Genomic DNA, 23,754 nt, shown 5'->3' on the forward strand with positions numbered 1-23,754 from the left:
ATGTATTCAATTTAGGAATTCGCATGACAAACCAACGTTACAATGCAGACCTGCCTGAACCCGCCGATCTCCTGACTTCCGACCTTTTTGTTGATCTGACTGGGTTTTTGGTTTGTTTTCAGGTGTGGTTGCTCAGAGGCGCGTTGTAGTGCCCCATTATTATAAAAAGTATTGACATGGGCCTTCAGATGGCTAACCTCTTCGCCCATGTTCATCCGCACCAAACATGACGCAAAGCTCAACCGCACACGGATCCAGATCGTTGAATCCGTCCGCACCGGCTCCAAGGTACGCCAGAAGATCCTGCGCCATGTGGGTGTGGCCCATAACGACAGCGAGATTGAGGATATCAAGCGTCTGGCGGGCCGCTTGATGGAGCAATTACGCATTGATCGCTCGCCGCAAATGGAACTGTTCACGCCCACGGAATATGCCGATCTGCAGGCGCTGGTGCGCCGCGCTCCGCGGCCGGACAAGCTTGGCGTTGATCTTGCCGAGTGCCGTGAGGAGGCGCGGGTCTCTCTGGGTCTGCGGGATGTCATGGGGACGATGTATGACCAACTGGGTTGGGGGGCCCTTCTGGGGGCGGCGCGTAAAAGTGCCAATCGCATTGTGAAAGAGCTGGTTATGGCGCGGATCGCACAGCCCGAGAGCAAGCGCGCGACCGTGGAGGCGTTGGAGAACCAGGCAGGCATCACGCTCAATCTGGACGTGGTCTATCGGAGCATGGATTACATCAATACGCCGGTGATAGACGGGATTTGCAAAACCTCTCACGCGGCGGCAGAGAAGTTGCTGGGCGGGCCAGTGACCGTGCTGTTCTACGATTGCACGACCCTGGCCTTTGACACCGAGCGCGAGGACCCGGCCGAGGATGCGGACGGGGTCGAGCAGGATCATCTTCTGGCCAAGGGCTTCAGCAAGGATGGCAAGCATCACCGCGCTCAGGTCATGCTGGCGCTGATCGTCACCTCCGATGGGCTGCCTGTGGGCTATGAACTCTTCCCGGGAAACACCTGGGAAGGTCATACGCTGGAAGCTGCGCTGAAGGCGTTGGAGGGACGCTTCGACGTGGCCAGGGTCACGTTCGTGGCCGATGCCGCCATGCTCAGCAAGGACAACCAGCAGATGTTGCAGAACAAGGGTCTGCCCTACATCCTCGGCTATCGCATGAAGTCCGCCCCGGCCGCCGTGAAGGCGAACATTTTGAGCCCGGAGGGACGCCAGCCTTGGGCTGGACACGGTTCTGAAGAGGCAACCGAGAAGGGCTGGTACAAGGTGATCGACCAGGAGGGAGCGCGGGTCATTGTGACCTGGTCACCCACCCGGGCACGCAATGATGCCCACAAGCGCGACAAGGCAATCGAAAAGCTGCACAAGAAGCTCAAGCGCTCTCGCAAACCCGGCAGCTTCAGCAGCCGGGGATATGGCCGCTTCCTGGCCTTCCCCGACAGCGGGGACGTCACGCTGGATGATGCAAAGATCAAGGCAGCGGCACAATGGGACGGGCTGCATGCCATTGTTGTTCATGGTGCGGACGAACTGGAGGCACAGGACGTCATTGCCCGCTATCACCAGTTGTGGGAGATCGAAGCCTGCTTCCGCACCAACAAGCACGATCTGAAAATCCGGCCCATCTATCACTGGTCGCCGCGTCGGGTCCGGGCCCATATCGCCATCTGCTACATGGCCTTCTGCTGCCTGCAGCACCTGCGCAAGCATCTGGACCTGCTCGGACACCCGATGAGCCCGGCTCGTATCCGCAACGAGTTGAACGCATTGCAGCTCTCGATCCTGCGCCACAAAGGCACCCCTGACCGCTACGGCATGCCAAGCCATGCCACGGTCGATGCCAGACGCATCCTCACCTGCGTCGGCCTGACCTGGAACGAAGCCCCTTTCAAGATACCCCCCGGGCGCACCCGAAAAACTGGCCAGACCAAAGCCTGAGCTCCCTCAACACTCCGAAACAATCGCTGGCGAAAAAAGTCCGTGTAGTGCCTTTTGGCAACCAAGGCATAATAATATCAATGACTTATACGAAAAAATGTCGGAAGTCAGGAATATCGGTTCCAGGCACACTTTTGTGCTTTCAATCAAGAAGACAAGCAAGCGATCTGGGAAGGATTCAAGAAGAGAATTTCAATCGATGAGGCAATGACAGGTCGGGAGTTTTGTGATTTGTTGGAAATTGATTACGACAGTATTGTGCGGGCGCGTCAGGCCGACGGCCCCGACAACGTAGAGTTTTTGTTGACCGAACTGGCTAAAATTGAACCAATCCAAACCCGCTTGCGAGAACTTCTCGGCTAAAACCAATGTATTCAATTTAGGAATTCGCATGACAAACCAACGTTACAATGCAGACCTGCCTGAACCCGCCGATCTGCACATCAGATCGAACAAATATCAACCGACCAAGGCTGAGTTGGAAGAAGAAATCGACATGCCTGAAATGTCATTGGATGAAATCAGGGCTGCATTCATGCGGCCAATGAGTATCAAGAAGCCTGATTAAAGAGAGCGCAGAGTGCTAAAATACCTTGCGCGGTTTTCGTTTTTATCGCGTCAATATGCGACAGTCCACTATAAAAATGTTACTTAAGTATATAATTCCCTTTCATTGAGCAGTCGATGGAGAGGCAAGCGGGATGATTTGCGTGGAAACTATTAGAAAAGTGCGTCGCTTACACCTGATCGAAAAAAAGAGCATCAAGGAAATTTGCCGTTCGCTCAATTTGAGCCGTGCAACGGTTCGAAAGATAATCCGATCGGGAGTGACGGAGTTCAAATATGAGCGCAAATCGCAGCCATACCCGGTGCTCGGGCCTTGGCGCGCGCGTCTGGATGAAACGCTTGAGGAGAACGAGGCGCTTCCGAAGAAACACCGCAAGCGGATGACCAAAATCTGGAAGGAACTCTCCGATGATGGTTTTGGCGGCGGGTATGACAGTGTTCGACGCTACACAAAGAATTCCTGACTTCCGACCTTTTTGTTGATCTGACTGGGTTTTTGGTTTGTTTTCAGGTGTGGTTGCTCAGAGGCGCGTTGTAGTGCCCCATTATTATAAATAGTATTGACATGGGCCTTCAGATGGCTAACCTCTTCGCCCATGTTCATCCGCACCAAACATGACGCAAAGCTCAACCGCACACGGATCCAGATCGTTGAATCCGTCCGCACCGGCTCCAAGGTACGCCAGAAGATCCTGCGCCATGTGGGTGTGGCCCATAACGACAGCGAGATTGAGGATATCAAGCGTCTGGCGGGCCGCTTGATGGAGCAATTACGCATTGATCGCTCGCCGCAAATGGAACTGTTCACGCCCACGGAATATGCCGATCTGCAGGCGCTGGTGCGCCGCGCTCCGCGGCCGGACAAGCTTGGCGTTGATCTTGCCGAGTGCCGTGAGGAGGCGCGGGTCTCTCTGGGTCTGCGGGATGTCATGGGGACGATGTATGACCAACTGGGTTGGGGGGCCCTTCTGGGGGCGGCGCGTAAAAGTGCCAATCGCATTGTGAAAGAGCTGGTTATGGCGCGGATCGCACAGCCCGAGAGCAAGCGCGCGACCGTGGAGGCGTTGGAGAACCAGGCAGGCATCACGCTCAATCTGGACGTGGTCTATCGGAGCATGGATTACATCAATACGCCGGTGATAGACGGGATTTGCAAAACCTCTCACGCGGCGGCAGAGAAGTTGCTGGGCGGGCCAGTGACCGTGCTGTTCTACGATTGCACGACCCTGGCCTTTGACACCGAGCGCGAGGACCCGGCCGAGGATGCGGACGGGGTCGAGCAGGATCATCTTCTGGCCAAGGGCTTCAGCAAGGATGGCAAGCATCACCGCGCTCAGGTCATGCTGGCGCTGATCGTCACCTCCGATGGGCTGCCTGTGGGCTATGAACTCTTCCCGGGAAACACCTGGGAAGGTCATACGCTGGAAGCTGCGCTGAAGGCGTTGGAGGGACGCTTCGACGTGGCCAGGGTCACGTTCGTGGCCGATGCCGCCATGCTCAGCAAGGACAACCAGCAGATGTTGCAGAACAAGGGTCTGCCCTACATCCTCGGCTATCGCATGAAGTCCGCCCCGGCCGCCGTGAAGGCGAACATTTTGAGCCCGGAGGGACGCCAGCCTTGGGCTGGACACGGTTCTGAAGAGGCAACCGAGAAGGGCTGGTACAAGGTGATCGACCAGGAGGGAGCGCGGGTCATTGTGACCTGGTCACCCACCCGGGCACGCAATGATGCCCACAAGCGCGACAAGGCAATCGAAAAGCTGCACAAGAAGCTCAAGCGCTCTCGCAAACCCGGCAGCTTCAGCAGCCGGGGATATGGCCGCTTCCTGGCCTTCCCCGACAGCGGGGACGTCACGCTGGATGATGCAAAGATCAAGGCAGCGGCACAATGGGACGGGCTGCATGCCATTGTTGTTCATGGTGCGGACGAACTGGAGGCACAGGACGTCATTGCCCGCTATCACCAGTTGTGGGAGATCGAAGCCTGCTTCCGCACCAACAAGCACGATCTGAAAATCCGGCCCATCTATCACTGGTCGCCGCGTCGGGTCCGGGCCCATATCGCCATCTGCTACATGGCCTTCTGCTGCCTGCAGCACCTGCGCAAGCATCTGGACCTGCTCGGACACCCGATGAGCCCGGCTCGTATCCGCAACGAGTTGAACGCATTGCAGCTCTCGATCCTGCGCCACAAAGGCACCCCTGACCGCTACGGCATGCCAAGCCATGCCACGGTCGATGCCAGACGCATCCTCACCTGCGTCGGCCTGACCTGGAACGAAGCCCCTTTCAAGATACCCCCCGGGCGCACCCGAAAAACTGGCCAGACCAAAGCCTGAGCTCCCTCAACACTCCGAAACAATCGCTGGCGAAAAAAGTCCGTGTAGTGCCTTTTGGCAACCAAGGCATAATAATATCAATGACTTATACGAAAAAATGTCGGAAGTCAGGAAACGCTTGAGGAGAACGAGGCGCTTCCGAAGAAACACCGCAAGCGGATGACCAAAATCTGGAAGGAACTCTCCGATGATGGTTTTGGCGGCGGGTATGACAGTGTTCGACGCTACACAAAGAATTGGCGCATTGCGCACGGCCGACAACAGGCGCAGGCGTCCTGACTTCCGACCTTTTTGTTGATCTGACTGGGTTTTTGGTTTGTTTTCAGGTGTGGTTGCTCAGAGGCGCGTTGTAGTGCCCCATTATTATAAAAAGTATTGACATGGGCCTTCAGATGGCTAACCTCTTCGCCCATGTTCATCCGCACCAAACATGACGCAAAGCTCAACCGCACACGGATCCAGATCGTTGAATCCGTCCGCACCGGCTCCAAGGTACGCCAGAAGATCCTGCGCCATGTGGGTGTGGCCCATAACGACAGCGAGATTGAGGATATCAAGCGTCTGGCGGGCCGCTTGATGGAGCAATTACGCATTGATCGCTCGCCGCAAATGGAACTGTTCACGCCCACGGAATATGCCGATCTGCAGGCGCTGGTGCGCCGCGCTCCGCGGCCGGACAAGCTTGGCGTTGATCTTGCCGAGTGCCGTGAGGAGGCGCGGGTCTCTCTGGGTCTGCGGGATGTCATGGGGACGATGTATGACCAACTGGGTTGGGGGGCCCTTCTGGGGGCGGCGCGTAAAAGTGCCAATCGCATTGTGAAAGAGCTGGTTATGGCGCGGATCGCACAGCCCGAGAGCAAGCGCGCGACCGTGGAGGCGTTGGAGAACCAGGCAGGCATCACGCTCAATCTGGACGTGGTCTATCGGAGCATGGATTACATCAATACGCCGGTGATAGACGGGATTTGCAAAACCTCTCACGCGGCGGCAGAGAAGTTGCTGGGCGGGCCAGTGACCGTGCTGTTCTACGATTGCACGACCCTGGCCTTTGACACCGAGCGCGAGGACCCGGCCGAGGATGCGGACGGGGTCGAGCAGGATCATCTTCTGGCCAAGGGCTTCAGCAAGGATGGCAAGCATCACCGCGCTCAGGTCATGCTGGCGCTGATCGTCACCTCCGATGGGCTGCCTGTGGGCTATGAACTCTTCCCGGGAAACACCTGGGAAGGTCATACGCTGGAAGCTGCGCTGAAGGCGTTGGAGGGACGCTTCGACGTGGCCAGGGTCACGTTCGTGGCCGATGCCGCCATGCTCAGCAAGGACAACCAGCAGATGTTGCAGAACAAGGGTCTGCCCTACATCCTCGGCTATCGCATGAAGTCCGCCCCGGCCGCCGTGAAGGCGAACATTTTGAGCCCGGAGGGACGCCAGCCTTGGGCTGGACACGGTTCTGAAGAGGCAACCGAGAAGGGCTGGTACAAGGTGATCGACCAGGAGGGAGCGCGGGTCATTGTGACCTGGTCACCCACCCGGGCACGCAATGATGCCCACAAGCGCGACAAGGCAATCGAAAAGCTGCACAAGAAGCTCAAGCGCTCTCGCAAACCCGGCAGCTTCAGCAGCCGGGGATATGGCCGCTTCCTGGCCTTCCCCGACAGCGGGGACGTCACGCTGGATGATGCAAAGATCAAGGCAGCGGCACAATGGGACGGGCTGCATGCCATTGTTGTTCATGGTGCGGACGAACTGGAGGCACAGGACGTCATTGCCCGCTATCACCAGTTGTGGGAGATCGAAGCCTGCTTCCGCACCAACAAGCACGATCTGAAAATCCGGCCCATCTATCACTGGTCGCCGCGTCGGGTCCGGGCCCATATCGCCATCTGCTACATGGCCTTCTGCTGCCTGCAGCACCTGCGCAAGCATCTGGACCTGCTCGGACACCCGATGAGCCCGGCTCGTATCCGCAACGAGTTGAACGCATTGCAGCTCTCGATCCTGCGCCACAAAGGCACCCCTGACCGCTACGGCATGCCAAGCCATGCCACGGTCGATGCCAGACGCATCCTCACCTGCGTCGGCCTGACCTGGAACGAAGCCCCTTTCAAGATACCCCCCGGGCGCACCCGAAAAACTGGCCAGACCAAAGCCTGAGCTCCCTCAACACTCCGAAACAATCGCTGGCGAAAAAAGTCCGTGTAGTGCCTTTTGGCAACCAAGGCATAATAATATCAATGACTTATACGAAAAAATGTCGGAAGTCAGGACCCTTTCAGGAAGACTTCAGCGCCGCCCCCGCACCCTGCGCCGCACTGGGCCTTGCAGAAATCAATGGCCACCGCCTCGGGCTGGTTGCCCTCAAGCCGGACCGGGACATCCCCGCCCCGGTGTTTCAGAAGGGCATGGCCTTCGGACACGGGCTCCTGGGAACGGGGCGCACCGTGCTCTGCCAGTTCGGGTTCCATTTCTATGATTTCGCCTGCTTTACCACGCTGATCAACCCGGCAAACCCGGTCATGCGCCCGATCCTCCTGACTTCCGACCTTTTTGTTGATCTGACTGGGTTTTTGGTTTGTTTTCAGGTGTGGTTGCTCAGAGGCGCGTTGTAGTGCCCCATTATTATAAAAAGTATTGACATGGGCCTTCAGATGGCTAACCTCTTCGCCCATGTTCATCCGCACCAAACATGACGCAAAGCTCAACCGCACACGGATCCAGATCGTTGAATCCGTCCGCACCGGCTCCAAGGTACGCCAGAAGATCCTGCGCCATGTGGGTGTGGCCCATAACGACAGCGAGATTGAGGATATCAAGCGTCTGGCGGGCCGCTTGATGGAGCAATTACGCATTGATCGCTCGCCGCAAATGGAACTGTTCACGCCCACGGAATATGCCGATCTGCAGGCGCTGGTGCGCCGCGCTCCGCGGCCGGACAAGCTTGGCGTTGATCTTGCCGAGTGCCGTGAGGAGGCGCGGGTCTCTCTGGGTCTGCGGGATGTCATGGGGACGATGTATGACCAACTGGGTTGGGGGGCCCTTCTGGGGGCGGCGCGTAAAAGTGCCAATCGCATTGTGAAAGAGCTGGTTATGGCGCGGATCGCACAGCCCGAGAGCAAGCGCGCGACCGTGGAGGCGTTGGAGAACCAGGCAGGCATCACGCTCAATCTGGACGTGGTCTATCGGAGCATGGATTACATCAATACGCCGGTGATAGACGGGATTTGCAAAACCTCTCACGCGGCGGCAGAGAAGTTGCTGGGCGGGCCAGTGACCGTGCTGTTCTACGATTGCACGACCCTGGCCTTTGACACCGAGCGCGAGGACCCGGCCGAGGATGCGGACGGGGTCGAGCAGGATCATCTTCTGGCCAAGGGCTTCAGCAAGGATGGCAAGCATCACCGCGCTCAGGTCATGCTGGCGCTGATCGTCACCTCCGATGGGCTGCCTGTGGGCTATGAACTCTTCCCGGGAAACACCTGGGAAGGTCATACGCTGGAAGCTGCGCTGAAGGCGTTGGAGGGACGCTTCGACGTGGCCAGGGTCACGTTCGTGGCCGATGCCGCCATGCTCAGCAAGGACAACCAGCAGATGTTGCAGAACAAGGGTCTGCCCTACATCCTCGGCTATCGCATGAAGTCCGCCCCGGCCGCCGTGAAGGCGAACATTTTGAGCCCGGAGGGACGCCAGCCTTGGGCTGGACACGGTTCTGAAGAGGCAACCGAGAAGGGCTGGTACAAGGTGATCGACCAGGAGGGAGCGCGGGTCATTGTGACCTGGTCACCCACCCGGGCACGCAATGATGCCCACAAGCGCGACAAGGCAATCGAAAAGCTGCACAAGAAGCTCAAGCGCTCTCGCAAACCCGGCAGCTTCAGCAGCCGGGGATATGGCCGCTTCCTGGCCTTCCCCGACAGCGGGGACGTCACGCTGGATGATGCAAAGATCAAGGCAGCGGCACAATGGGACGGGCTGCATGCCATTGTTGTTCATGGTGCGGACGAACTGGAGGCACAGGACGTCATTGCCCGCTATCACCAGTTGTGGGAGATCGAAGCCTGCTTCCGCACCAACAAGCACGATCTGAAAATCCGGCCCATCTATCACTGGTCGCCGCGTCGGGTCCGGGCCCATATCGCCATCTGCTACATGGCCTTCTGCTGCCTGCAGCACCTGCGCAAGCATCTGGACCTGCTCGGACACCCGATGAGCCCGGCTCGTATCCGCAACGAGTTGAACGCATTGCAGCTCTCGATCCTGCGCCACAAAGGCACCCCTGACCGCTACGGCATGCCAAGCCATGCCACGGTCGATGCCAGACGCATCCTCACCTGCGTCGGCCTGACCTGGAACGAAGCCCCTTTCAAGATACCCCCCGGGCGCACCCGAAAAACTGGCCAGACCAAAGCCTGAGCTCCCTCAACACTCCGAAACAATCGCTGGCGAAAAAAGTCCGTGTAGTGCCTTTTGGCAACCAAGGCATAATAATATCAATGACTTATACGAAAAAATGTCGGAAGTCAGGAAAGAATTGGCGCATTGCGCACGGCCGACAACAGGCGCAGGCGTTCATCCCGCTGATCTTTGATCCTGGGGAGGCGTACCAGTTCGACTGGAGTGTGGAGACGGTTTTGATGGACGGTGCACTCACGACCGTGAAGGTTGCCCATTTCAAACTTTGCCATAGCCGCATGCCATTCTCCATTGCCTATCCGCGCGAGACGCAGGAGATGGTCTTTGATGCCCACGACGAGGCCTTCAAATTCTTTGGTGGAGGCTGCATCAACGGGATCTACGATAACATGACGACCGCCGTCGATGCGATCCTGTCGGGCAAGGAAAGAAAGTTCAACAAGGCATTCTCCCGGATGTGTTCTCATCATCTGGTGAACCCGATCGCCTGTACGCGCGCGGCCGGTTGGGAGAAGGGTCAGGTTGAGAATCTGGTCAAGGAGAGCCGCGCCTATAGTTTTACACCGCGTCTGGAGGTGGCCGACTTCGATGAATTGAATGCCCGGCTGCAAAAAGACGCGATCAAACGCGCAAAAGAACTGCGGCATCCGGAAAACCTGGAGGTGACGGTCTGGGAGGAGTTCCAGCAGGAAAAGCCGCTGCTGACGCATCTGCAGAAGCCCTTCGTCGGGTTCCGTGAAAAGACGGTCGCCGTGAGCCGAACCTGCCTGATCAACTTCGAAAGAAACAAATACAGCGTTGAGGCAAGAGCTGTTGGACGTCAGGTCCAGTTGCAGGTCTACGCCACGCGGATTGTCCTGCGCCAAGACGGTGAGATTGTCGGAGAGCACGAACGGTGCTTCGGCCGAGGAAAAACGATCTTCAACCCTTGGCACTATGTGCCCGTCCTCAAGCGCAAGCCTGGCGCTCTGCGCAATGGAGCACCGTTCCGTGACTGGGACCTACCACCGGCAATGACGCAGATCTGGACCCATCTGCGGGGCACATCCGACGGAGACCGGCAACTTGCCGATATTCTTTTCGCTGCTTACCAGCACGACATTGATGTGGTCGAGGCTGCCTGCGAAGAAGCTCTAAAATCTGGCCTGCGCAAGGCCGATGCGATCCTGAACATTGTCTCTCGGCGCACCAATCCCCCGCCGCCAAAGGCGATTGAGCCGCCTGCCCACCTGCAGCTGAAAATGGCACCGATCGCGGATTGCGCTCGCTATGACAGGCTTGGAGGCTCCCATGCAACTGCGTAAGGAAATTCTCGAACTTGCCCGTCAACTGAAGTTGCCAGGCATCGTCAACTGCTTTGACGAAGTGATGCAGGCCGCAGCCAAAAACAACTGGCGGCCCCAACAGGTCGTGGCCGAACTCCTCACGGCCGAACTGGCCGAAAAGACTGCGCGCTCGATCCGGTATCAGATGGGTGCCGCAAAGTTCCCGGTCTGCAAGTCCTTACCTGAGTTCGACTTCACGGTCAGCCCCGTCAACGAGGAAGTCGTGCGCAATCTTCATGACGGCGATTTTATGGACCAGGCCAGGAATGGCGTGCTGGTCGGTGGAACCGGATCGGGCAAAACGCATCTCGCAACAGCGATCGGGGGCCACGCGGTCAATAACCGCCGGCGGGTCAGGTTCTTCAGCGCTGTGGATCTCGCGAACAAGCTGGAGGCTGAACATCGCGAAGGCAACGCCGGGCGGCTCAGCGAGCAGCTGATCCGCGTCGACCTCGTGATTATAGACGAACTCGGTTATCTGCCGTTCGCAGAGTCTGGTGGACGATTACTCTTCCATCTCATCAGCAAACTGTACGAGCGAACGTCTATTCTGCTAACAACCAACCTCGCATTTGCTGAATGGCCGAGTGTGTTCACAGATGCCAAAATGACCACTGCTCTCCTGGATCGACTGACACACCATTGCGATATCATCGAAACCGGGAACGAAAGCTGGCGAATTAACCACCGCGACTAACCTCGAAATCGGGGAATAAATTCAAAACAGACAGCAGGTCAAACCTTCAGTCGAGCTACGCTCTCTTTTCGGTTTGACCTGCTGTCCACCCCCTCCTGAATCAACCTAAACACGACCCCCTCAACGCCCCTCTTAGCTCCAAGGGGGGTCAAATTTGGACGCCGATGGGGGGTCATTATTCAATGCCGATTGACAGCCAATGCAATACGTTTCAACAACCTGGTGCTCATGGCGGCCGGTTTCCCGCGTACTGCAGATGCTTTGGACAAGGCTGGATATGAGGTCGTCCAAATCGACAACACCGATTGCGCCAAGTTGGATGGCGGCATGTCATGCCTGTCTCTGAGGTTTTGATGGTAGCGAAGGATCATCCGGCAAAATAACCGAGTTCAGCTGGAGTGCCGAGGCTGTCCGCATGCGCGCCGCACCTGCTTCCGTCCAGCCAACGAGCGCAAAAGAGCAGTCCGCGCCGCCCAAACACCCTAAACACGATTAGCATGCAATCGCGTTTTTCGCCTTAGCGCTCGGCTAAGTGCGAGAGCACCAAGGTATTTGGCCCAAGCTGGCAAGTGCGAGGCAGTACCAAACAATAGTGCAATCGACAGCTTGGCAGCGCCCCCCTCCTCTACCTCAACCGCTCAAGCAAACGAATGGACGCATAGCCATCTGGCAGCAGTCCTTGTGCCAGTTGATAGGCCCGCACCGCATTCACTGTATTCGGTCCGGTACGCCCGTCTATGCCCTGGGTATCAAACCCGGCCTGCGTTAACCGCGTTTGCAATTCCTTTTTCTCGGTAAAACTCAGCACCCGGTCGCCACGCGGCCAACTGGCCAGAAACGGAGCCTCTCCGCTCAGCCGATCCGACAGGTGACCAATTCCGATCACATAGGCATCCGCACCGTTATACGCCTCGATCACGCTGAAATTGTCGAAGATCATCAGCGCTACACCCTGCCCGCCTGCTGGCAATAAGATCGCAGACCGTCCATGGTCTCGCACCGGTTTGCCATCAAGCCCGACCACACCACGTGCCGCCCAGTCAGACGGCATCAGAGTGTAGTCCCGCTTGGCAGTCGCATAGTCGAATCCCTCAGGCAGACGCACCTCGACACCCCAGGGCTGCCCCTTGGTCCACCCATGCCGGGCCAGATAGGCGGCGGCCGAGGCCAGCGCGTCTGTCGGATCCTCAGACCAGATATCACGCCGACCGTCGCCATCGAAATCAACCGCGTGATCCAAATACGAGGTCGGCATGAATTGCGTGTGCCCCATTGCGCCAGCCCAGCTGCCCACCATACGACCCGCACTTATATCCCCGGCCTGAATGATCCGCAAAGCAGCAATCAACTGGGTCTCGAAAAACGAAGCGCGACGGGCATCAAAGGCCAATGTCGCCAGTGAGCGGATCGTCTGGTTGCTGCCACGATACGACCCGAAGGAGGTCTCTAGGCCCCAAATGGCAGTTACGACCTCTTTCTCGACGCCATATTGCGCCTCGATCTGCCGCAGGACTTTCCGATGCCGGTCCAATGCCGCGCGACCATTGGAGATGCGCGTGTCCGAGACGGCCGCGTCCAGATACTCCCAGATCGGCTTTGAAAACTCTGCCTGATTACGGTCCCGCTTGATGACCTTTTGGTCATAGCTCAGCCCGGCTAGTGCCTGGTCCAAAGTCTGCTGAGTGATCCCCTGCGCAACCGCCCGCCGCTGAAACGCGCCAAGCCATGCCTGAAAGCGGGCATTGCCTTCTACCGACACCCGAACGGCCTCAGCCGAAGGTCGCGGCACCGGCCGGAGGGAGATCACCACATCCGCCGAGGCCAGTTGTATCGTATTGTCCAAAAGTCGATTTTCTGACCCTTGAGAAGTTTCTGCTGAACCTGCCTGCATCATGGATGCCCACAATGCGGCGGTCATGACGCCGCCTATGCATTTACGCATTCCGTTTTTTCCTGATTACTGCTCCGCCTCAGGATAGCGCAAAATGGGCGGTTTTCAAAGCACGCAGACCGGTTCTGTGTCGCTAACACGCGATATGTCCGGTGTATGTAACATGCGATCTGTCCGGTTCTATTCTGTCTCTGAGAGGAGGCGTTATGAACCGAGCAGAAGTGTTACAGGAAGTTCGACTGATGAAGTTTGAAGATGTGTATTCGCGGCGAAGCGCGAACAAGCTGACGCAAGAACAGGCGGCTGAGATACTGGGTGTATCCGTGCGCACCGTCAGGCGTTGGGAGGATCGATTTGAGGCGGATGGTGCAGAAGGTCTGTACGACCGTCGGCTTGGCAAACTGGCCAACAATCGTGTTGCCACGGATAAGGTCATGGAGATGCTTGAACTGTTTGATACCAAGTACTGGGATTACACGCCGAAGCATTTCCACGAGAAGCTGGTGGCCCACCATGGTTTCACACAGAGCTACAACTGGGTGCGGCTTACACTGCAGCGCCACGGCCGGGTTCAGGCAGCACCCCGACGAGGTGCCCATCGGCGCAAGCGGCCCCGCCGTCCGATGGTTGGCATGATGTTGCATCAGGACGGCTCCAGCCATGAATGGGTTCCGGGTCAGTGGTGGGATCTGATCGTCACCATGGACGATGCCACCAACCGGGTTTATTCGGCATTCTTTGTCGAGGAAGAAGGGACGATGAGCAGTTTTCAGGGGCTGACAGAGGTGATCGAGGCGCAAGGTCTGTTTTGCTCGCTCTATGCCGATCGGGGCTCTCATTACTGGCATACGCCCGAAGCGGGCGGCAAAGTGGACAAGGACAATCTGACCCAGGTCGGGCGCGCCTTGCAGCAACTCGGCATTGAGCTGATCCCGGCCTATTCACCGCAGGCCCGTGGACGGTCTGAACGCATGTTTGGCACGTTCCAGAACCGATTGCCGCAGGAACTGCGGTCCCATGGGATCACAACCATTGAAGAGGCCAATCAGTTCCTGAAAGAGGTCTATCTTCCCGAACACAATGCCCTGTTTGCAAAGGAGCCGGAGGATACGACCTCGGCCTTCGTGCCGTTTACAGGCAATGTGCGCGACACCCTGTGTGTGCAGGAAGACCGCGTCGTCGGCAACGACAATACGGTGCGCTACAAGGGCCTGGTCATGCAGATCGCGGCAGACAGGCACCGTCATCATTTCGTCAAGGCGAAGGTCAGGGTCCACGAATACCCCGATGGTCAACTGGTCATCTTCCACGGCCCGAGATGCATTGGCCGCTACCAGCCTGACGGATCACCCATCACACAGGAGGATAGCAAACACAAAGTCGCGTGACCCGCTTCGACGTGGCGCGAACGCGGTGGCCCAAATCTACGGTCGCCTACGGCTCCCTCCGAATTGGGCCACCGCGCAATCAACTGAAGCGGACAATTGGCATGTTACCTACACCGGACAATTCAGAATGTTCTCGACAGCACGCAGACCGGTTCTGCCGATAGGGTCATCCGAGGATTTTCTGCCCGTTCTGCCAGACGGCCAGCAGATCCCCCTCAGGGCCGATATGCAAGACATGTGCCAGCGCGCCTCTGGTCAGACGTCCGATCTGACGATTGCCGATCAGATTCGCAGGCACAAGGCTGGTCATGTGCAGGGCTTGTTCAAACGACACACCGACCTGCTCGGTAAGATTCCGCGCCGCTTGAAGCAATTCCAGATGCGCGCCTGCCAGCGTTCCATCCGCCAGCGTCAGCCGGTTGTCCTCGCGGTGGATTTCGCGGCCATTAAGCTCAAACACGCGGATATCCGACCCTGCCGTCGCCATTGCATCACTGACCAGAAAGATTTCACCGGGTCCCTGCTTGGCATTCAGCGCATTTCGGATCATGGCGGGATGCACATGGATCATATCCGCAATCAGACCCGCCGAGAATTCCCCCTCAGCCAATGCCGCGCCAACGGTTCCCGGCGCGCGTCCTTGCATCTGGCTTTGCGCGTTGAACAAATGCGTCACACAGCGCGCACCAGCCTTGGCGGCAGCAACGCAAACCTCATAGCTGGCGTCCGTGTGCCCCAAGGAGACCAATACACCTGCCGCCGTCAGCGTTTCAATCTGGGCGCTTGTGACGCTTTCTGGTGCCAACGTCACTTTAAGCACCGGCAATTGGGCGGCGGCCTCAAGCAGGGTCGCGACATCTGCATCTTCCATCGGGCGGATAAAGGCAGCGTCATGCGCGCCTTTGCGGGAGACGGCCAGATGCGGGCCTTCCAGATGCAGGCCAACGATCCCCGGAACGTCTTGCCGCACGGCCTCAATCGCGGCCGATATGGCATTTGCAGTGACCTCGGGCGAATCCGTGATCAAGGTCGGCAGGATCGAGGTCGCCCCGATCTGCGCATGAGCCCCAGCCATGATCTGCAGCGCGTCAACATCCGGCTGGTTGTTGAACATCACCCCACCGCCGCCATTGACCTGCAGATCGACGAAACCCGGCGCGAGAAGTCCACCCTCCAGCGTGACTGGCACATGACCAGAGCCAAGTTCCGACATGGGAACGACGCCATCAACCCGCCCACCCCGATGCAACAGCGCGTGGTCTTTCACGATGCCGTCCGGCGTCAGAATATCCGCTCCGATCAGTGCGTGGGTCGTCTCGGTCATACCGTCTCCGTCACCTTCTTGAGGTGCCGGGGGGCATCCGGGTCAATGCCGCGCGAGGCGGCGAAAACCTCGACCATGGAGTAGAACGAAACGATCAGGCTCAGCGCGTCGGTCAGCGGGTGTAGCGTGCGGATATGTTCGACCGGTGACGCAGATTTGACCTTGGTCGTGGTGGCAAAAACGCGGGCCCTTTTGGTGCTGATCGCGTCGGCGACCTCGGACAGCGCGGATTCTGCAGCATCGGCAGCCGCAAAGCTGAGGACAGGAAACCCTTCTTCGACAATCGAGACCGGCCCATGCAGCACTTCGGCCGAAGAATAGCTTTCGGCATGCAACTGGCAGGTCTCTTTGAACTTCAACGCGGCCTCGTTGGACATGGCGAGCACCTGCCCGCGCCCCAAGGTGAACAGCGACGGGTTCGCCCCAATCGCAGCCCGTACCTCGGGCCAGTCGATACGCGCAGCCTCCGCCAGCCGTTCTGGCAAATCGCGAATGGCATCCAAAAGTGCCTCGTCCCGCGCCCATTCGGCTAAGACCCAAAGGCCTGCCACAGCAGAGGACACAAATGTCTTGGTCGCAGCCACACTTAGTTCGGGGCCTGCCTGCATATCAATCGTATGGGCACAGGATGCCGCCAGCGGAGAGGCCGCGTCATTGGTCAGCCCGATGGTCAGCGCGCCATCACGATCCGCGCTGCGCACCATCGCCAGGATATCCGGGCTTTGCCCGGACTGGGACACGGCCAGACACAGGCTGTTTTGCAACCGAAGCGGCGCGTTGTAGATCGACGCGACAGAAGGTCCAACCGAGGCCACCGGCAGGCCCAACAGGATTTCCGACGCGTATTTGAGATAGGTGCAGACATGATCCGACGACCCCCGCGCCACGCTTGTCAGAAAGGCAGGGTCAAGGCTCCGGGCGACCTCAGCCGTGGACGCGATGTCCTGTTGACCCCGGCTGAGCAGCCGTTCAACCGCGTCAGGTATCTCATCGATTTCCCGGCGCATCCGGGTGATCTGCTGTTGCATGTGCTTTCCTAGCTGTTTGCAAGGCGCAGTTCGGCCACGAAATCGTAGGCATCACCGCGATAGACAGAGCGGGTGAACTCCACCACGCGTCGATTGGACAGGAACGAGGTCCTGACGATCCGCAGCCCGGCCACGCCCGGCTCGACCCCCAGAACAGCGGCGTCGTTGGCCTCAAGGTTGATCGCTGAAATCCGCTGCATGGCGCGCACCGGGCGGTTGCCGTCGCGTTCCAGCACTTCATAAAGCGAGGATGTTACACCTTCGGGATGCGGCAGGATGTCGACCGGCAGGGCCGCACGCTCAATTGCCATTGGCTTGTCATTGGCCATGCGCAGGCGCGACAGCCGCGCCACCTCTTCGCCTGAGGACAGGGCTAGCGCCATAACCTCTTCCGGTGAAGGTGTGTGGATGCCCCGGTCCAGCCACTCGCTGGTCGAATCCAATCCGCGGCGGGTCATATCTTCGGTAAATGAGGTCAGCAAAGACAGCGATTGTTCGACCCGAGGCGTTCCGTCCGCTACAAAACTGCCCGAGCCCTGACGCTGCACGATGATGCCACGCTCGACCAAATCCTGCAGCGCTCGCCGGACGGTGACACGGGACAGGCCGGTCAGGTGGGCCATCTCGCGCTCGCCCGGCAGCGGGGCGCTTTCGGCCAGAACTCCGGCCTCGATGCTTTGCTCAAGTCGCTTGCGCAACCGCACATAGAGTGGGCCTGTTGCCTCCTGCAGCCAATCGGCGGGTTTCAGGAATGTCTCGATCGTGTCGCTCATCAGCCCGCCCTTACCTTTGCCCGCTCAGCCAGGTGACGCGCCAATATCAGGGCTCCGTCTAGCGGCGAGCCCTTGGCCTCGGTCAGGCAGGCCTGCATGTGAGGCGGCAGATACTCCGCATAATGCGGTGCGACTCCGCCGATCATGCAGATGGGCGATCCGTCGGTGTGACCGAGGGCGCGCAGCCCCTGCGCCAGATAATCGGCCCCGCCTTGCATCAGATCTTGCGCCACGGGATCGCCACCAGCCGCAGCCGCGATGATCTCGGGGGCGAGGCCTGCGAAATCCGAGGGGTTCGCCTGGCCAACAAACGCAACGATTTGCATGGGATCGTCGTCATATTCCGCGCTGATTTTTCGGGTCAGCGCGCTGTGCGGTTGAATGCCGTCCATCGCCAATAGAACGCGTTGCAGCAGCTGAACGCCTAACCAGTTGCCCGAGGCCTGATCGCCGATCAAAGCTCCGTAGCCGCCAATAAACTGCGTTCGCCCATCGGCCTGACGGGCCAGAAAGGATCCCGTTCCAACGCCGATCACAGAACCGTCCTGCGCGCCCAACGCCCCCACAACCGCCGATCTGCGGTCATCTTCGACTTCGACAATCCACGAGGGCAGACTGCGCGCAACCTCCGACGCCGCAACGGCATCCGTCACCCCAGCCAGCCCTGCATAGGTCGGAATCTCGGCCAGATGTGCTCGGGATAATTGCGCTTTATCGGCCAAGGCCTGCAGCCCCTCATCGAGGGTACGCAGCGCTTTCTGACGATCCGAGAAGGCATTGGCACTACCCAATGTCACCTCGACCCGACCGTCAGGTGTGACCATCGCGAACCGGCATTTTGTGCCACCGCCGTCGATTGCAATCAGGTATTGGAAGGACTCATCCATATAGATACCTTTAGGATACCTTTTGCCGAAAAAAAAGACCTCAACTTATAGAAACTGGGAATTATCGGCCAAATCATGGGTTTTTAGCATATTTTCCCAACGAGAGGTAGACAAAAGGTATTATATAGGTATTACTCTCATCTGGGGAGGAATCAAATGCTGCCGCAAACGGAAATGCTGCGCGACGAGGTCGAAGGGCTCGACCTGAGGCCAAATGCCGACATCCTGGGCTATCTGCTTGAGGCACAGAAGGCGGCATTGCGTGGGCTTGACGGCTGCTTGGATGTCCTTTCAGAGGGAGCCGCCATTCTAACGCAGACTGTGCGCCGGGGCGGCAAGATTTACTACGCTGCAGCCGGTTCGTCGGGCCTGATGGGGCTGGCGGACGGGGCCGAGTTGTCCGGAACATTCGGCCTTTCGCCTGAGACCATGGCGATATGCATGGCAGGCGGGATACCGCAGGGCGCAGCAATGCCCGGTCATACCGAAGATGATGAAACTGCGGCGCAAACTGCGGCGGCCAAGGTACAACCGGGTGACGCTGTAATCGCCCTTTCCGCCAGTGGCAGCACGCCCTATGCCGTCCAATTTGCGCGCCGTGCGCGCGCGCAGGGTGCCAAAGTCATCGGAATCGCCAACAATGCAGAGGCACCGCTGTTCGCCTGCGCAGACTGCGCTATCCACCTGAACACGCCGCCCGAACCCATTGCAGGCTCAACGCGCCTTGGGGCCGCGACGGCGCAGAAAGTGGCTCTGAACATGATGTCCACGCTGATGGGTATCCGCCTTGGGCATGTGCATGACGGGATGATGATCAACGTAATCGCCGACAACCATAAACTGCGCCAACGCGCCGAAGGGATCGTTGGAAAAATCGCCGGGGTTTCGGCAGAGCAGGCCAGTGCTGCGCTTACGCAGGCGTCCGGTAACGTGAAACAGGCAATCTTGCTGGCCGCGGGCGCCGACAGCCCGGACCGGGCCGAGGCGCTTTTGGCACAATCTGATGGCCACCTACGCCCAGCGCTAAAACAACTTTAAAACCAAACAAAATACCAAGGGAGAAAAGACCATGAAGAAAGTATCACTAAGCGCCGTTTTGCTGGCGTCGTCGGCCCTTGCAGGCGCCGCATATGCCGAAACGGTTCTGACTATCGAAAGCTGGCGCAATGACGATCTGGCGCTCTGGCAGGAAAAGATCATCCCCGCGTTTGAGGCACAGAACCCGGATATCAAGATTCGATTCACGCCTTCGGCGCCTGCAGAATACAACGCCGCCTTGAACGCCAAACTGGATGCCGGGTCGGCCGGAGACCTGATCACCTGCCGTCCGTTCGATACCTCGCTTGGTCTTTATGAGGCCGGTCACCTGACAGATCTGTCCGATCTGGGCGGCATGGCCAATTTCTCGGACGTTGCGAAATCTGCGTGGCAGACCGATGATGGTGCGGCGACCTTCTGCGTTCCCATGGCCTCGGTCATTCACGGCTTCATCTACAACAAAGACGCCTTCAATGAGCTGGGCATCGACGTGCCCACAACCGAGGCTGAGTTCTTCGCGGCGCTCGACAAGATCAAAGAGGACGGCACCTATATCCCGATGGCCATGGGCACCAATGACCAGTGGGAAGCGGCCACCATGGGCTACAACAATATCGGCCCAAACTACTGGAAAGGTGAAGAGGGGCGTCTGGCGTTGATCGAAGGCTCGCAAAAGCTGACGGATGAAGCATGGGTCGCTCCCTATCGCCAATTGGCGAAATGGGGTGAGTACATGGGCGACGGGTTCGAAGCCCAGACCTATCCGGACAGCCAGAACCTGTTCACTCTGGGCCGGGCAGCCGTCTATCCGGCGGGCAGCTGGGAGATCAGCGGTTTCAACAACCTGGCCGATTTCGAAATGGGTGCGTTCAAGCCTCCGGTCCAGAATGCGGGCGATGAGTGCTATATCTCGGATCACACCGATATCGCCATCGGCCTGAACGCAGCCTCGCCCAACGCTGAGGCCGCCCGCACCTTCCTGGATTGGGTCGGCTCGGAAGAGTTCGCAACCATCTACGCCAACGCCCTGCCCGGTTTCTTCTCACTGTCCAGCTTTGACGTCGCGATGGATGACCCGCTGGCGCAGGAGTTCGTAAGCTGGCGTGGCGAGTGTGGCTCGACCATCCGCTCGACCTACCAGATCCTGTCGCGCGGCACGCCGAACCTTGAGAACGAGACGTGGAACGCCTCGGCTCAGGTCATCAAGGGCGAAGAAAGCCCCGAAGACGCCGGTCAGCGCCTGCAGGATGGCCTCGCCTCCTGGTACGCACCGCACCAATAACCACTCACGAAACCAACGGGTCCGGCCTTCGGGCCGGACCCACCCAGAACAGTCGAGGCACAAGATGGGCAACAGCCGGATCAAATGGCACATAGTGGTGTTCCTTGCACCCGCCGTGCTGGTTTACACCGCCGTAATGATCCTGCCGCTGTTCAACACGCTGCGGCTGGCGCTTTACACCGAAGTTGATCAATCCCGCGTCTTTGTCGGGCTGGACAATTTCCGCACCCTGTTCGGCGACCCCTTATGGTCGGATGCGTTCTGGAATGCCCTCGGCAACAATTTCTGGTTCTTTTTCATTCACATGCTGGTGCAAAACCCCATCGGCATCGCCCTGGCCGCTATGCTCAGCCACCCGCGGCTGAGGTTTGCCGCGTTTTACCGCTCGGCCATCTTCATCCCGACAATCCTGTCCTTCGTGATCGTCGGTTTCGCGTGGAAGCTGATCCTCTCGCCGATTTGGGGAATCGCACCTGACATGCTGGCCGCTGTTGGCCTGAAATCCCTTTACGCTCCGTGGTTGGGGAAAGAGGAATATGCCCTGACCACCTTGGCGCTTGTGTCGGTCTGGCAGTTCGTCGGCATCCCGATGATGCTGATCTATGCCGCCCTGCTGTCGATCCCCGAAGAAATCCTTGAGGCCGCCGAGGTCGAAGGCATCACCGGTATGGCCGCCTTCTGGAAGATCAAACTGCCGCTGATCCTGCCGTCGATCGGCATCATCTCGATCCTGACCTTCGTGGGGAATTTCAACGCGTTTGACCTGATCTATGCCGCCCAAGGCGCACTGGCAGGTCCCGATTTCTCAACCGACATTCTGGGCACCTTCATGTACCGCACCTTCTTCGGGTTCCAGTTGCAGCTTGGCGATCCGCATATGGGCTCGGCCATTGCGACGGGGATGTTTGCGATCATCCTGACCGGCGTCTGTGTCTATCTGTTCCTGATCCAGACCCGCATCCGCCGGTATCAGTTCTGAGGGTGGTAAGATGAACAAAGCCCGGAGAAACCCGTTCAATATCGCCGCCATGCATGGCGCGCTGATCCTGTACACCCTGATCGCGCTGTTCCCGGTATTTGTGATCGTGATTAACAGCTTCAAGTCCCGCAAAGCGATCTTCCGCGAGCCGCTGGCCCTGCCGGATGCCGAGACATTCTCGATGATTGGCTATCAGACGGTGATGAAACAGGGAGACTTCTTCCTCTACTTCCAGAACTCGATGATCGTCACGGTGGTGTCGCTGTTCTTCATCCTGCTGTTCGGCGCGATGGCGGCCTTTGCGCTGAGCGAGTACCGCTTTCGCGGCAACACCCTGATGGGCCTTTATCTGGCCTTGGGCATCATGATCCCGATCCGCATCGGCACAGTCGCCATCCTTGAGATGATGGTCGCAACCGGGCTGGTGAATACGCTGATGGCCCTGATCCTTGTCTATACCGCGCAGGGTCTGCCTCTGGCCGTTTTTATCCTGTCCGAGTTCATGCGGCAGGTCAGCGACGATCTGAAAAACGCGGGGCGCATTGATGGCCTCAGCGAATACACGATCTTCTTCCGACTGGTTCTGCCGCTTGTGCGTCCGGCGATGGCGACGGTGGCGGTGTTCAACATGATCCCGATCTGGAACGATCTGTGGTTCCCACTGATCCTCGCCCCGGCCGAGGAAACCAAGACGCTCACGCTAGGCAGTCAGGTCTTCATCGGGCAGTTTGTCACTGACTGGAACGCGGTTCTGTCCGCGCTCAGCATGGCGATCCTGCCGGTCATGGTTCTCTACGTCATCTTCTCGCGGCAATTGATCCGCGGCATCACCTCGGGGGCGGTCAAATGATCCGAGTCCTTATCGCAGGTCTGGGCAATATGGGCCTCAGCCACGCGCTGGCGCATCACCATCATCCCGACGCGCAGATTGTTGGGTTGGTCAATCGCTCGGGCCAGGTCGATCAGTCGGAGTTGCAGGGCTATCCCGTCTTCTCGGACTTCCACACCGCTCTGACTGAGACCGCGCCTGATCTGGTGGTCATCGCGACCTATTCCGACAGCCACGCCGACTATGCCTGCGCTGCGATGGAGGCGGGCGCGCATGTGTTTGTCGAGAAACCTCTGGCCACCACGGTCGAGGATGCACGCCGCGTTGTCGCCAAAGCGGTCGAGACGGGGCGCAAGCTGGTGATCGGCTATATCCTGCGCTACCACCCCTCGTGGATGCGATTGATATCCGAGGCGCGAGATCTGGGCGGCCCCTACGTGTTCCGGCTGAACCTGAACCAGCAATCCACCGGCCCGACATGGGAGACGCATAAGGCGCTGATGCAGACCACCTCGCCCATCGTCGATTGTGGCGTGCACTACGTGGATGTGATGTGCCAGATCACCGACGCCCTGCCCGTTCGGGTCAACGGCATGGGCCTGCGCCTATCGGACGAGATCGCACCGGATATGTATAATTACGGCCAGTTCCAGGTGGTGTTCGAGGACGGCTCAGTCGGCTGGTACGAGGCCGGATGGGGCCCGATGATGTCCGAAACCGCGTTCTTCGTGAAAGACATCATCTCGCCCAATGGCGCCGTTTCGATCACCGAGGGCAACAAAGGCGCTTCGGACGATGTGGACGGGCACACCAAAGTGGGCGGCATTCTAGTACATCGCCCGGATCGGGACACTCTGATCGAAATGGACGGCGAACCGGGCCATCAGGAGCTGTGCGATGCAGAGCAAGCCTACATGCTGCGCGTCATCGCCGAGAATATCGACCTGACCCGCCACATGAGCGACGCGGTGCAATCCCTGCGGATCTGCTTGGCGGCTGATAAAAGCATTAGAACCGGGCAACCGGTTGACCTGAAGGAGGCGTGAC

General features: G+C 58.6%; 24 protein-coding genes and 1 pseudogene. 16 read left to right on the forward strand and 9 right to left on the reverse strand.

The annotated features are described in order from the left end of the window. Nucleotides 1-11: 11 nt before the first annotated feature. Nucleotides 12-215, reverse strand: coding sequence for a hypothetical protein (locus ACOERD_RS13320; RefSeq protein WP_419739344.1), 204 nt, complete (start codon nt 213-215; stop codon nt 12-14). Between ACOERD_RS13320 and ACOERD_RS13325 the strand changes: the two genes are divergently transcribed. From ACOERD_RS13325 to ACOERD_RS13340, 4 genes are all read left to right on the forward strand, one after another. After that, the gene (locus ACOERD_RS13325) at nt 208-1,950 is read left to right on the forward strand and encodes an IS1634 family transposase (RefSeq protein WP_419737624.1); all 1,743 of its coding nucleotides are present in this window, start codon (nt 208-210) and stop codon (nt 1,948-1,950) included. The genes ACOERD_RS13320 and ACOERD_RS13325 overlap by 8 nt on opposite strands. A gap of 231 nt (nt 1,951-2,181) precedes the next feature. After that, the gene (locus ACOERD_RS13330; protein WP_419739345.1) at nt 2,182-2,313 is read left to right on the forward strand and encodes a hypothetical protein; all 132 of its coding nucleotides are present in this window, start codon (nt 2,182-2,184) and stop codon (nt 2,311-2,313) included. A 28-nt stretch (nt 2,314-2,341) separates the two neighbouring features. Next, complete coding sequence (locus ACOERD_RS13335; protein ID WP_419737675.1) at nt 2,342-2,518, forward strand: hypothetical protein; 177 nt, start codon at nt 2,342-2,344, stop codon at nt 2,516-2,518. A 133-nt stretch (nt 2,519-2,651) separates the two neighbouring features. Next, complete coding sequence (locus ACOERD_RS13340) at nt 2,652-2,981, forward strand: hypothetical protein (RefSeq protein ID WP_419739346.1); 330 nt, start codon at nt 2,652-2,654, stop codon at nt 2,979-2,981. On the opposite strand, the gene ACOERD_RS13345 is transcribed toward ACOERD_RS13340, so the two are convergent. Further along, nucleotides 2,963-3,121, reverse strand: coding sequence for a hypothetical protein (locus ACOERD_RS13345; protein ID WP_419739347.1), 159 nt, complete (start codon nt 3,119-3,121; stop codon nt 2,963-2,965). The two genes, ACOERD_RS13340 and ACOERD_RS13345, sit on opposite strands and share 19 nt — an antisense overlap. Here ACOERD_RS13345 and ACOERD_RS13350 point away from each other — a divergent pair. After that, nucleotides 3,114-4,856: an IS1634 family transposase gene (locus ACOERD_RS13350; RefSeq protein WP_419737624.1), complete on the forward strand. Its 1,743-nt coding sequence runs from the start codon at nt 3,114-3,116 to the stop codon at nt 4,854-4,856. The two genes, ACOERD_RS13345 and ACOERD_RS13350, sit on opposite strands and share 8 nt — an antisense overlap. Nucleotides 4,857-5,080: 224 nt before the next feature. Here the strand turns inward: ACOERD_RS13350 and ACOERD_RS13355 are convergent, their stop codons facing one another. Next, the gene (locus tag ACOERD_RS13355; protein ID WP_419739348.1) at nt 5,081-5,275 is read right to left on the reverse strand and encodes a hypothetical protein; all 195 of its coding nucleotides are present in this window, start codon (nt 5,273-5,275) and stop codon (nt 5,081-5,083) included. Here ACOERD_RS13355 and ACOERD_RS13360 point away from each other — a divergent pair. Further along, nucleotides 5,268-7,010: an IS1634 family transposase gene (locus tag ACOERD_RS13360; protein ID WP_419737624.1), complete on the forward strand. Its 1,743-nt coding sequence runs from the start codon at nt 5,268-5,270 to the stop codon at nt 7,008-7,010. The genes ACOERD_RS13355 and ACOERD_RS13360 overlap by 8 nt on opposite strands. Nucleotides 7,011-7,117: 107 nt before the next feature. Here ACOERD_RS13360 and ACOERD_RS13365 read toward each other — a convergent pair whose 3' ends face one another. Then, complete coding sequence (locus ACOERD_RS13365) at nt 7,118-7,531, reverse strand: hypothetical protein (protein ID WP_419738660.1); 414 nt, start codon at nt 7,529-7,531, stop codon at nt 7,118-7,120. On the opposite strand from ACOERD_RS13365, the gene ACOERD_RS13370 reads away from it, so the two are divergent. From ACOERD_RS13370 to ACOERD_RS13385, 4 genes and pseudogenes are all read left to right on the forward strand, one after another. Further along, nucleotides 7,524-9,266 carry an IS1634 family transposase gene (locus ACOERD_RS13370; RefSeq protein ID WP_419737624.1) on the forward strand — a complete coding sequence of 581 codons (1,743 nt, stop codon included), beginning with the start codon at nt 7,524-7,526 and terminating at the stop codon, nt 9,264-9,266. The genes ACOERD_RS13365 and ACOERD_RS13370 overlap by 8 nt on opposite strands. An 80-nt stretch (nt 9,267-9,346) precedes the next feature. Beyond that, the gene (gene istA / locus ACOERD_RS13375) at nt 9,347-10,570 is read left to right on the forward strand and encodes an IS21 family transposase (protein WP_419739349.1); all 1,224 of its coding nucleotides are present in this window, start codon (nt 9,347-9,349) and stop codon (nt 10,568-10,570) included. Continuing rightward, entirely contained in the window at nt 10,557-11,288 is a 732-nt protein-coding gene (gene istB / locus ACOERD_RS13380; RefSeq protein ID WP_419737606.1) for an IS21-like element helper ATPase IstB, read from the forward strand. The genes istA and istB overlap by 14 nt, the downstream gene beginning before the upstream one ends. A gap of 195 nt (nt 11,289-11,483) precedes the next feature. Further along, a pseudogene (locus tag ACOERD_RS13385) lies at nt 11,484-11,642 on the forward strand (dimethylarginine dimethylaminohydrolase); the annotation flags it as partial. Between the two features lie 271 nt (nt 11,643-11,913). Here ACOERD_RS13385 and ACOERD_RS13390 read toward each other — a convergent pair. Then, nucleotides 11,914-13,179, reverse strand: a complete 1,266-nt coding sequence (locus ACOERD_RS13390) for a lytic murein transglycosylase (protein ID WP_419739417.1) — start codon at nt 13,177-13,179, stop codon at nt 11,914-11,916. A 206-nt stretch (nt 13,180-13,385) separates the two neighbouring features. Here ACOERD_RS13390 and ACOERD_RS13395 point away from each other — a divergent pair, with 206 nt between their 5' ends. Beyond that, nucleotides 13,386-14,567, forward strand: coding sequence for an ISNCY family transposase (locus ACOERD_RS13395; protein WP_419737631.1), 1,182 nt, complete (start codon nt 13,386-13,388; stop codon nt 14,565-14,567). Nucleotides 14,568-14,733: 166 nt separating this feature from the next. Here the strand turns inward: ACOERD_RS13395 and nagA are convergent, their stop codons facing one another. From nagA to ACOERD_RS13415, 4 genes are read right to left on the reverse strand one after another with little or no spacing between them, the layout of a single operon-like run. Then, complete coding sequence (gene nagA / locus ACOERD_RS13400; RefSeq protein ID WP_419739350.1) at nt 14,734-15,891, reverse strand: N-acetylglucosamine-6-phosphate deacetylase; 1,158 nt, start codon at nt 15,889-15,891, stop codon at nt 14,734-14,736. Then, on the reverse strand, nt 15,888-16,919 hold the full coding sequence (locus ACOERD_RS13405; protein ID WP_419739351.1) for an SIS domain-containing protein: 1,032 nt from the start codon (nt 16,917-16,919) through the stop codon (nt 15,888-15,890). Before ACOERD_RS13405 ends, nagA begins: the two co-directional genes overlap by 4 nt. Nucleotides 16,920-16,927: 8 nt before the next feature. Further along, nucleotides 16,928-17,692: a GntR family transcriptional regulator gene (locus ACOERD_RS13410; RefSeq protein ID WP_419739352.1), complete on the reverse strand. Its 765-nt coding sequence runs from the start codon at nt 17,690-17,692 to the stop codon at nt 16,928-16,930. Beyond that, entirely contained in the window at nt 17,692-18,579 is an 888-nt protein-coding gene (locus ACOERD_RS13415; protein WP_170552187.1) for a BadF/BadG/BcrA/BcrD ATPase family protein, read from the reverse strand. Before ACOERD_RS13415 ends, ACOERD_RS13410 begins: the two co-directional genes overlap by 1 nt. A 156-nt stretch (nt 18,580-18,735) precedes the next feature. Between ACOERD_RS13415 and ACOERD_RS13420 the strand changes: the two genes are divergently transcribed. From ACOERD_RS13420 to ACOERD_RS13440, 5 genes are all read left to right on the forward strand, one after another. Further along, nucleotides 18,736-19,617, forward strand: a complete 882-nt coding sequence (locus tag ACOERD_RS13420; protein ID WP_419739353.1) for an N-acetylmuramic acid 6-phosphate etherase — start codon at nt 18,736-18,738, stop codon at nt 19,615-19,617. A 31-nt stretch (nt 19,618-19,648) separates the two neighbouring features. Next, the gene (locus tag ACOERD_RS13425) at nt 19,649-20,899 is read left to right on the forward strand and encodes an ABC transporter substrate-binding protein (protein WP_170678115.1); all 1,251 of its coding nucleotides are present in this window, start codon (nt 19,649-19,651) and stop codon (nt 20,897-20,899) included. 64 nt (nt 20,900-20,963) lie between these two features. Next, complete coding sequence (locus ACOERD_RS13430) at nt 20,964-21,878, forward strand: carbohydrate ABC transporter permease (protein WP_170459957.1); 915 nt, start codon at nt 20,964-20,966, stop codon at nt 21,876-21,878. A 10-nt stretch (nt 21,879-21,888) separates the two neighbouring features. After that, nucleotides 21,889-22,728, forward strand: a complete 840-nt coding sequence (locus tag ACOERD_RS13435) for a carbohydrate ABC transporter permease (RefSeq protein WP_170375704.1) — start codon at nt 21,889-21,891, stop codon at nt 22,726-22,728. Continuing rightward, on the forward strand, nt 22,725-23,753 hold the full coding sequence (locus ACOERD_RS13440) for a Gfo/Idh/MocA family protein (protein ID WP_419739354.1): 1,029 nt from the start codon (nt 22,725-22,727) through the stop codon (nt 23,751-23,753). Before ACOERD_RS13435 ends, ACOERD_RS13440 begins: the two co-directional genes overlap by 4 nt. Nucleotide 23,754 lies beyond the last annotated feature (1 nt).

The organism is Ruegeria sp. (genome assembly GCF_965199275.1).
GTDB lineage: Bacteria > Pseudomonadota > Alphaproteobacteria > Rhodobacterales > Rhodobacteraceae > Ruegeria.

Excerpts from the sequence above, each read along its gene's own strand:
- ACOERD_RS13325 (WP_419737624.1), top strand. The coding sequence starts at position 208 with ATGTTCATCCGCACCAAACATGACGCAAAGCTCAACCGCACACGGATC.
- ACOERD_RS13320 (WP_419739344.1), bottom strand. The coding sequence starts at position 215 with ATGAACATGGGCGAAGAGGTTAGCCATCTGAAGGCCCATGTCAATACT.
- ACOERD_RS13335 (WP_419737675.1), top strand. The coding sequence starts at position 2,342 with ATGACAAACCAACGTTACAATGCAGACCTGCCTGAACCCGCCGATCTG.
- ACOERD_RS13340 (WP_419739346.1), top strand. The coding sequence starts at position 2,652 with ATGATTTGCGTGGAAACTATTAGAAAAGTGCGTCGCTTACACCTGATC.
- ACOERD_RS13350 (WP_419737624.1), top strand. The coding sequence starts at position 3,114 with ATGTTCATCCGCACCAAACATGACGCAAAGCTCAACCGCACACGGATC.
- ACOERD_RS13345 (WP_419739347.1), bottom strand. The coding sequence starts at position 3,121 with ATGAACATGGGCGAAGAGGTTAGCCATCTGAAGGCCCATGTCAATACT.
- ACOERD_RS13360 (WP_419737624.1), top strand. The coding sequence starts at position 5,268 with ATGTTCATCCGCACCAAACATGACGCAAAGCTCAACCGCACACGGATC.
- ACOERD_RS13355 (WP_419739348.1), bottom strand. The coding sequence starts at position 5,275 with ATGAACATGGGCGAAGAGGTTAGCCATCTGAAGGCCCATGTCAATACT.
- ACOERD_RS13370 (WP_419737624.1), top strand. The coding sequence starts at position 7,524 with ATGTTCATCCGCACCAAACATGACGCAAAGCTCAACCGCACACGGATC.
- ACOERD_RS13365 (WP_419738660.1), bottom strand. The coding sequence starts at position 7,531 with ATGAACATGGGCGAAGAGGTTAGCCATCTGAAGGCCCATGTCAATACT.
- istA (WP_419739349.1), top strand. The coding sequence starts at position 9,347 with ATGACTTATACGAAAAAATGTCGGAAGTCAGGAAAGAATTGGCGCATT.
- istB (WP_419737606.1), top strand. The coding sequence starts at position 10,557 with ATGCAACTGCGTAAGGAAATTCTCGAACTTGCCCGTCAACTGAAGTTG.
- ACOERD_RS13390 (WP_419739417.1), bottom strand. The coding sequence starts at position 13,179 with ATGCAGGCAGGTTCAGCAGAAACTTCTCAAGGGTCAGAAAATCGACTT.
- ACOERD_RS13395 (WP_419737631.1), top strand. The coding sequence starts at position 13,386 with ATGAACCGAGCAGAAGTGTTACAGGAAGTTCGACTGATGAAGTTTGAA.
- nagA (WP_419739350.1), bottom strand. The coding sequence starts at position 15,891 with ATGACCGAGACGACCCACGCACTGATCGGAGCGGATATTCTGACGCCG.
- ACOERD_RS13405 (WP_419739351.1), bottom strand. The coding sequence starts at position 16,919 with ATGCAACAGCAGATCACCCGGATGCGCCGGGAAATCGATGAGATACCT.
- ACOERD_RS13410 (WP_419739352.1), bottom strand. The coding sequence starts at position 17,692 with ATGAGCGACACGATCGAGACATTCCTGAAACCCGCCGATTGGCTGCAG.
- ACOERD_RS13415 (WP_170552187.1), bottom strand. The coding sequence starts at position 18,579 with ATGGATGAGTCCTTCCAATACCTGATTGCAATCGACGGCGGTGGCACA.
- ACOERD_RS13420 (WP_419739353.1), top strand. The coding sequence starts at position 18,736 with ATGCTGCCGCAAACGGAAATGCTGCGCGACGAGGTCGAAGGGCTCGAC.
- ACOERD_RS13425 (WP_170678115.1), top strand. The coding sequence starts at position 19,649 with ATGAAGAAAGTATCACTAAGCGCCGTTTTGCTGGCGTCGTCGGCCCTT.
- ACOERD_RS13430 (WP_170459957.1), top strand. The coding sequence starts at position 20,964 with ATGGGCAACAGCCGGATCAAATGGCACATAGTGGTGTTCCTTGCACCC.
- ACOERD_RS13435 (WP_170375704.1), top strand. The coding sequence starts at position 21,889 with ATGAACAAAGCCCGGAGAAACCCGTTCAATATCGCCGCCATGCATGGC.
- ACOERD_RS13440 (WP_419739354.1), top strand. The coding sequence starts at position 22,725 with ATGATCCGAGTCCTTATCGCAGGTCTGGGCAATATGGGCCTCAGCCAC.